The organism is Pseudanabaena sp. 'Roaring Creek' (assembly GCF_001402795.1).
Classification (GTDB): domain Bacteria; phylum Cyanobacteriota; class Cyanobacteriia; order Pseudanabaenales; family Pseudanabaenaceae; genus Pseudanabaena.
Genome location: NZ_LIRE01000287.1, coordinates 1 through 5,216, shown reverse-complemented (window position 1 = coordinate 5,216; position 5,216 = coordinate 1). Strand labels below are relative to the sequence as shown.

Here is a 5,216-nt window from a genome sequence, read left to right as displayed (position 1 = left end):
CTCTATTGGGTTTGATTTTTGTCCTAACATTACTGACTATAGCTATAAAATGGAACTTAAGATGTTTGAAGAAGCGATCGCACTATTTAATAGCGGTGATTACTATGCATGCCACGATACCTTAGAAGCAATTTGGAACGATGCTTGGCAAAGCGATCGGGCTTTTTATCAAGGCATTTTACAGATAGCGGTTGGTTTGTATCATCTCAAAGGTCAAAATTGGCATGGAGCCACTATTCTTTTAGGGGAAGGAACTAGTCGCTTGCCCATTTATCTGCCCGATTACCAATCGATTGATGTAGAGAGATTACTAGAAGATAGTTTGCATATACTCCATGAGGTTCAGAGCGCTGGTTCAGAAGGAATAGCGGAGATATGGCAAAGCATAGAACGGGGAGATTTAAGAATTCCTAAACTCTATAGAGTCGGCATTGAGCAACCCATGGGGGATGAGTCTTGAAATACCCATTCATAAAACCCCAAAGATGAGTGACGATACTCTGCGCCGCTACTCATCTTTGAAGTTTCGACTTCGCTCAGCTATCGTCATCGGTTGGCTGAGCGAAGTCGAAGCCTCTTTCAACTCATTTAGGATTGCTGTATATTAAGAAATATTGAATGGGATTAGAGGTAGTTTAAAAATATTTATATTTATTTGGGCAACCAAAACTTGTAAAGATTTATAAGGGGGGATAATGATCTATTTATCTTTAATTATTTTTTAATCATCGATTAAACCCTTACAGCTAAGCTGCTTCTAGTAATTAATTCTCATCACTTTTGAGGCAGGGATCGCGCATCTAGAAACGATCCCCAAAATTTATGCTTATAATCATTGCATATTTAAAGTTGATTTAAAAGTTTTATCCTTGCCTACTTGTCTGAAAATAAAACTGCAAAACCCACAAAAATATTTATAAATACTTCTTTGGAAATACTTTTGTTATACTTGGTTTGATTTTTGACATTAGGAAATATTCATCTTTTTTGTGATGATCCCATCACAAATGCTGAATAATTGATAAATCTAATGTATGTAATTTTACTCTCGTCAAACTAAATTCATTAAGTAAATTCATTTAGAGGCTCGCATAAATTAGTTCTCAAGTTATTGCTCCAGCTAGTTCTCAAGTTATTACTCAAAAATTTATTTCTCAAAATTTCTCAAAAACTTTTAATCAACATCTATATTAAATTCATTTAAATTCATTTATATAAGGATCTACCGAAAATGATTGAGTCCATACGCTGTCCCAACTGTGGTGCGATCGCTGAGCGTCACCATCTTTCCTATCTCGCGCAAATCAAAACCCAATGCGATCGCTGCGACTATCTATTGATAACCTGTACTCGGAGTGGACATGTCCTAGAATCCTATGCTCCAGGGTTACCTTCAGAGCCAAGCTCGATCAAACCCCTAGCAGCGCGCATCACTTCCTTTACCCAAACCCATAGCAATAATTCTCGGAAAGATATTGCTAACTGTAAAATTTAAGCGGCTCTGTGAGGATATTGGGATTTAGATGCTCGCACTAACACAGAAAAGGCTCCCTTAGCGGCGATCGACCAGCGCATCGAAGCTAATGGAGCTAAAATTTTGAAAAAAATCCTATGGCAAAAACTAAGTTCCAAATCACTCCTCAATTGGTTTCGGCTAGTTTTGGAGGCTTTCGGACTTGACATTCACAAAAGCATTCACAAAAGCATTCACAAACTTAATCAGTATAGCTACCCAAAAAAAGTTAAAATTCAAAAGCTTTAGGTCATCGTCTACTAACAAAAGCGTAAATCCATGACTCAAAGCAAAATCGGGATTTGAAGCGTACCCCATCAGAGCGACTACCCCCCAAGCACCGATTACAAATTACCAATAGCTGTTCATTAAGATAATTGAAACATGGCTCCCATCGCCAAACTACTCATTGCCAATCGCGGTGAAATTGCCCTCCGAATTATTCGGACTTGTGAAGAATTAGGAATCCCCACGGTTGCGGTATATTCCGATGTCGATCGCAACTCATTACATGTCCAACTAGCCCACGAAGCTGTCTGTATCGGTGATTCGCCTAGTAGCAAAAGCTATCTGAATATTCCTAATATTATTTCGGCAGCTCTGACCCATAACGCTACCGCAATCCATCCAGGGTATGGTTTCCTCTCAGAAAATGCCCGATTTGCCGAGATTTGTGCCGACCATAATTTAATGTTTGTGGGTCCAAGCCCTAACTCGATTCGCTCGATGGGTGATAAGTCTACTGCCAAGAAGACTATGCAAAAGGCAGGTGTCCCAACCATTCCAGGAAGTGAAGGTTTAATTGAATCAGAAGACCAAGCAATTGAGATTGCCAGTAATATCGGCTATCCCGTAATGATCAAAGCCACCGCAGGCGGCGGCGGTCGGGGAATGCGCTTGGTCACTAATCCTGATGATTTACTGCGTTTGCTAAGGGCTGCTCAAGGGGAAGCCGAGGCTGCCTTTGGTAATAGTGGAGTCTATATCGAGAAGGTAATTGAGGAGCCTCGGCACATTGAGGTGCAAATTTTGGCGGATATGCATGGTCATGTGGTGCATTTGGGTGAGCGAGACTGCTCGATCCAACGCCGCCACCAAAAATTATTAGAGGAAGCGCCTAGTAGTGCCGTCAATCCCAAGTTACGGGAAAGAATGGGTGATGCGGCGGTAAAGGCGGCAAAAGCGATTAACTATCTCGGTGTGGGTACGGTCGAGTTTCTGCTGGATAAATACGGTAAGTTTTATTTCATGGAAATGAATACGCGGATCCAAGTCGAGCATCCTGTCACAGAGATGATCACGGGGATTGATTTGATTGCTGAGCAATTACGAGTTGCCCAAGGCGAAAAATTGCGCTTCCAACAAAAGGAAATTGAGATTCGCGGTCATGCGATCGAATGTCGGATTAATGCTGAAGACCCCGATCATAATTTCCGTCCCAATCCTGGGCGTATTAGCGGCTATCTCCCCCCTGGAGGTCCTGGGGTGCGGATGGATTCCCATGTTTATACCGACTACGTGATTCCGCCCTATTATGATTCTTTGATTGCGAAGTTAATTGTTTGGGGCAGTGATCGCAATGCCGCGATTTTACGCATGAAGCGAGCTTTGCGTGAATGTGCGATTACAGGCGTGCCAACGACAATTCCTTTTCATCAAAAGGTATTAGATGATGAGGAATTCAGATTAGGGCATGTGTACACTAACTATGTGCCATTGCTGCAAGCCAGACTAGCGAAACAAGAATAAAGAAAAGCACCCCATCGGGGTGCTTTTCTTTATTTAGAACTATTAGATCGGTCTCTGCTTGGTATACAAAGTAAGAAACCATTTAAGAATTACTTTCTGCGGTTAAAAACTCTAAGAGATCCCCCCTCAATCCCCCTTAAAAAGGGGGAAGAATTTAATTCTTCCCCCTTTTTAAGGGGGTCTGGGGGGATCTATCCAATTCTTAAATGGTTTCTAAGAGATCGCTAGGACAAACATGCTGAATATAGATATAAGGGATTTAAGAGCTATACGGATAGTTGTAATCGCTGCGTTTGCGCCATTCCATTTCATTATTAACAACTCGATGCAGACATTCCTCGACGATGAATGGCGCGTTACGCCAATTAATATCATCGCGTTGAAGAATCCAGCTTACCTGTTCGAGGGATTCCTCTAATTCAGCTTCAAAGCGAGCTAGGGGCAAAGGTACTTTCTCTAGGTTAGGAGCTTCGACACATACGGCGATCGCTTCTTTAAGTACGGCTACAACCTCCCTGCCGTAAACTTCACGCGCCCTTAGTCTCAGGGATTTATAACCCTTTTCTGAGGTGGCATACATGGGAGGGAGTCGGTTCAATACATAGGCTGTAGCCTCACCGAGATCTACGGTTTCGGCGATCGCAGGATGCAATTTCTGAATTTGATGATAGGCAAGCGACAGAACCAATTTCTCCAATACATTACTGAATTGATAATTCACATCTACCATATATGTCTGGAAATCCCTCGCCTTCTGCTCGTCTTGGCTCGAATTTACAAAGGTTTTGACCTGTCTTCCCTTCCATGAAATTTCAGGATTTTTTGAGCTAATTGCCGTTTCATCGCGCGATTCTCTTCTCCCCGTAATGATGTAGGTATTACTTACGGCACTTTTGAGCTTGACCGTCATCAGAGCATTTTCTAGGGCTGTGGGAATATCTTTCCAAGAGGCATTTTCTGCACCTAAGAGTTGTTGTAGCGCTGCGAGCGATCGGGCGTGACTCGCCACTTCCTGTGATGGTAGCGGTCGAGAATCGCGTAATGCGTCGGGTTTAACGCTCACTAACGCTCTACGCACGGCTGATTCAATTTGCGATCGCATTTCCGTTGCTGCTTTTTTACGCTGTCTTAACCATCCTGCCTTTGATGTGGCATACATCGGTGGCAGACGATTTAGAGCATAGGCAGCTACTTCGCTTAAATTAATTTGATCGCGACGATATTGTGGCAAGTGAGAGATTTGTAAATCAATTTCTGCAATTACTAGTTCTTCAATCGCATTTTTGCAACTTTGCATATCAAGCTGTCCCAAACCCAATATGAAATTTAAGTGTTTCTAAAATCAAGAAATTTAGTTCAAACCTATTTAGTTCAAACCTATATAGTTCAGACTGATTGCAAGTTTTGGGGAATTGCAAAGAAATCAAAATCATTTTGACATTATATAGCAATCCTAAATATAGCAATCCTAAATGAGTTGTGAGAGGCTTTAACTTTTCTCGGTCATCGATATAGTTTGGCTGAAGGAAGTTGAAGCCCATTTTTCTCATTAATAATTTAGGAATGCTATAAGTAAACTGAAACCCTAGAAGAGCGTAGCGCCCGCTTAGCGGGCGCTACGCTCTTCTAGTTTTTTTTAATTATGCTGAACTACTTACTTCGATCGATGCGATAAAGCCATACCATCAAGGCTAGTACCCCAATTTGCAAGGCAAAGCTACCCAAATTCGCTTCTAGTTCTCCCTTCCCAGCAATTAATCTTGCAAAAAAAACAACCGCACCAATAAATCCTGAACCAGCAAGGGCGGCATAAATAAATATACGGAGACCTCGGTAAGGGGATTCGGCTTCGCGCCGTAAACGCTCGTATTGCTGTGGATCTAGTTTTGACATAATTTTGATTGTAAAATTATTTTCAGTATTTTCTATTTTTAGTAAGTACGTGGGCTTAATT

At 41.8% G+C, this 5,216-nt stretch carries 5 protein-coding genes; 3 read left to right on the top strand and 2 right to left on the bottom strand.

Going from position 1 to position 5,216, the window contains the following annotated elements:
- The 3 genes from AC805_RS10045 to accC all read left to right on the top strand — a co-directional run.
- Positions 1-460 (top strand): DUF309 domain-containing protein (locus tag AC805_RS10045; protein WP_331459058.1); only part of this gene is annotated, 460 nt, incomplete at its 5' end.
- A gap of 771 nt (positions 461-1,231) precedes the next feature.
- A complete protein-coding gene (locus tag AC805_RS26800) occupies positions 1,232-1,495 on the top strand; it encodes a hypothetical protein (RefSeq protein ID WP_055075307.1) in 264 nt (87 codons plus the stop codon).
- 402 nt (positions 1,496-1,897) lie between these two features.
- Positions 1,898-3,262 carry an acetyl-CoA carboxylase biotin carboxylase subunit gene (gene accC, locus AC805_RS10035; RefSeq protein WP_055075306.1) on the top strand — a complete coding sequence of 455 codons (1,365 nt, stop codon included), beginning with the start codon at positions 1,898-1,900 and terminating at the stop codon, positions 3,260-3,262.
- A gap of 259 nt (positions 3,263-3,521) precedes the next feature.
- Here the strand turns inward: accC and AC805_RS10030 are convergent, their stop codons facing one another.
- A complete protein-coding gene (locus tag AC805_RS10030; protein WP_055075305.1) occupies positions 3,522-4,559 on the bottom strand; it encodes a late competence development ComFB family protein in 1,038 nt (345 codons plus the stop codon).
- 353 nt (positions 4,560-4,912) lie between these two features.
- Positions 4,913-5,155: a DUF3493 domain-containing protein gene (locus tag AC805_RS10020; protein ID WP_055075309.1), complete on the bottom strand. Its 243-nt coding sequence runs from the start codon at positions 5,153-5,155 to the stop codon at positions 4,913-4,915.
- Positions 5,156-5,216 lie beyond the last annotated feature (61 nt).

Excerpts from the sequence above, each read along its gene's own strand:
- AC805_RS26800 (WP_055075307.1), top strand. The coding sequence starts at position 1,232 with ATGATTGAGTCCATACGCTGTCCCAACTGTGGTGCGATCGCTGAGCGT.
- accC (WP_055075306.1), top strand. The coding sequence starts at position 1,898 with ATGGCTCCCATCGCCAAACTACTCATTGCCAATCGCGGTGAAATTGCC.
- AC805_RS10030 (WP_055075305.1), bottom strand. The coding sequence starts at position 4,559 with ATGCAAAGTTGCAAAAATGCGATTGAAGAACTAGTAATTGCAGAAATT.
- AC805_RS10020 (WP_055075309.1), bottom strand. The coding sequence starts at position 5,155 with ATGTCAAAACTAGATCCACAGCAATACGAGCGTTTACGGCGCGAAGCC.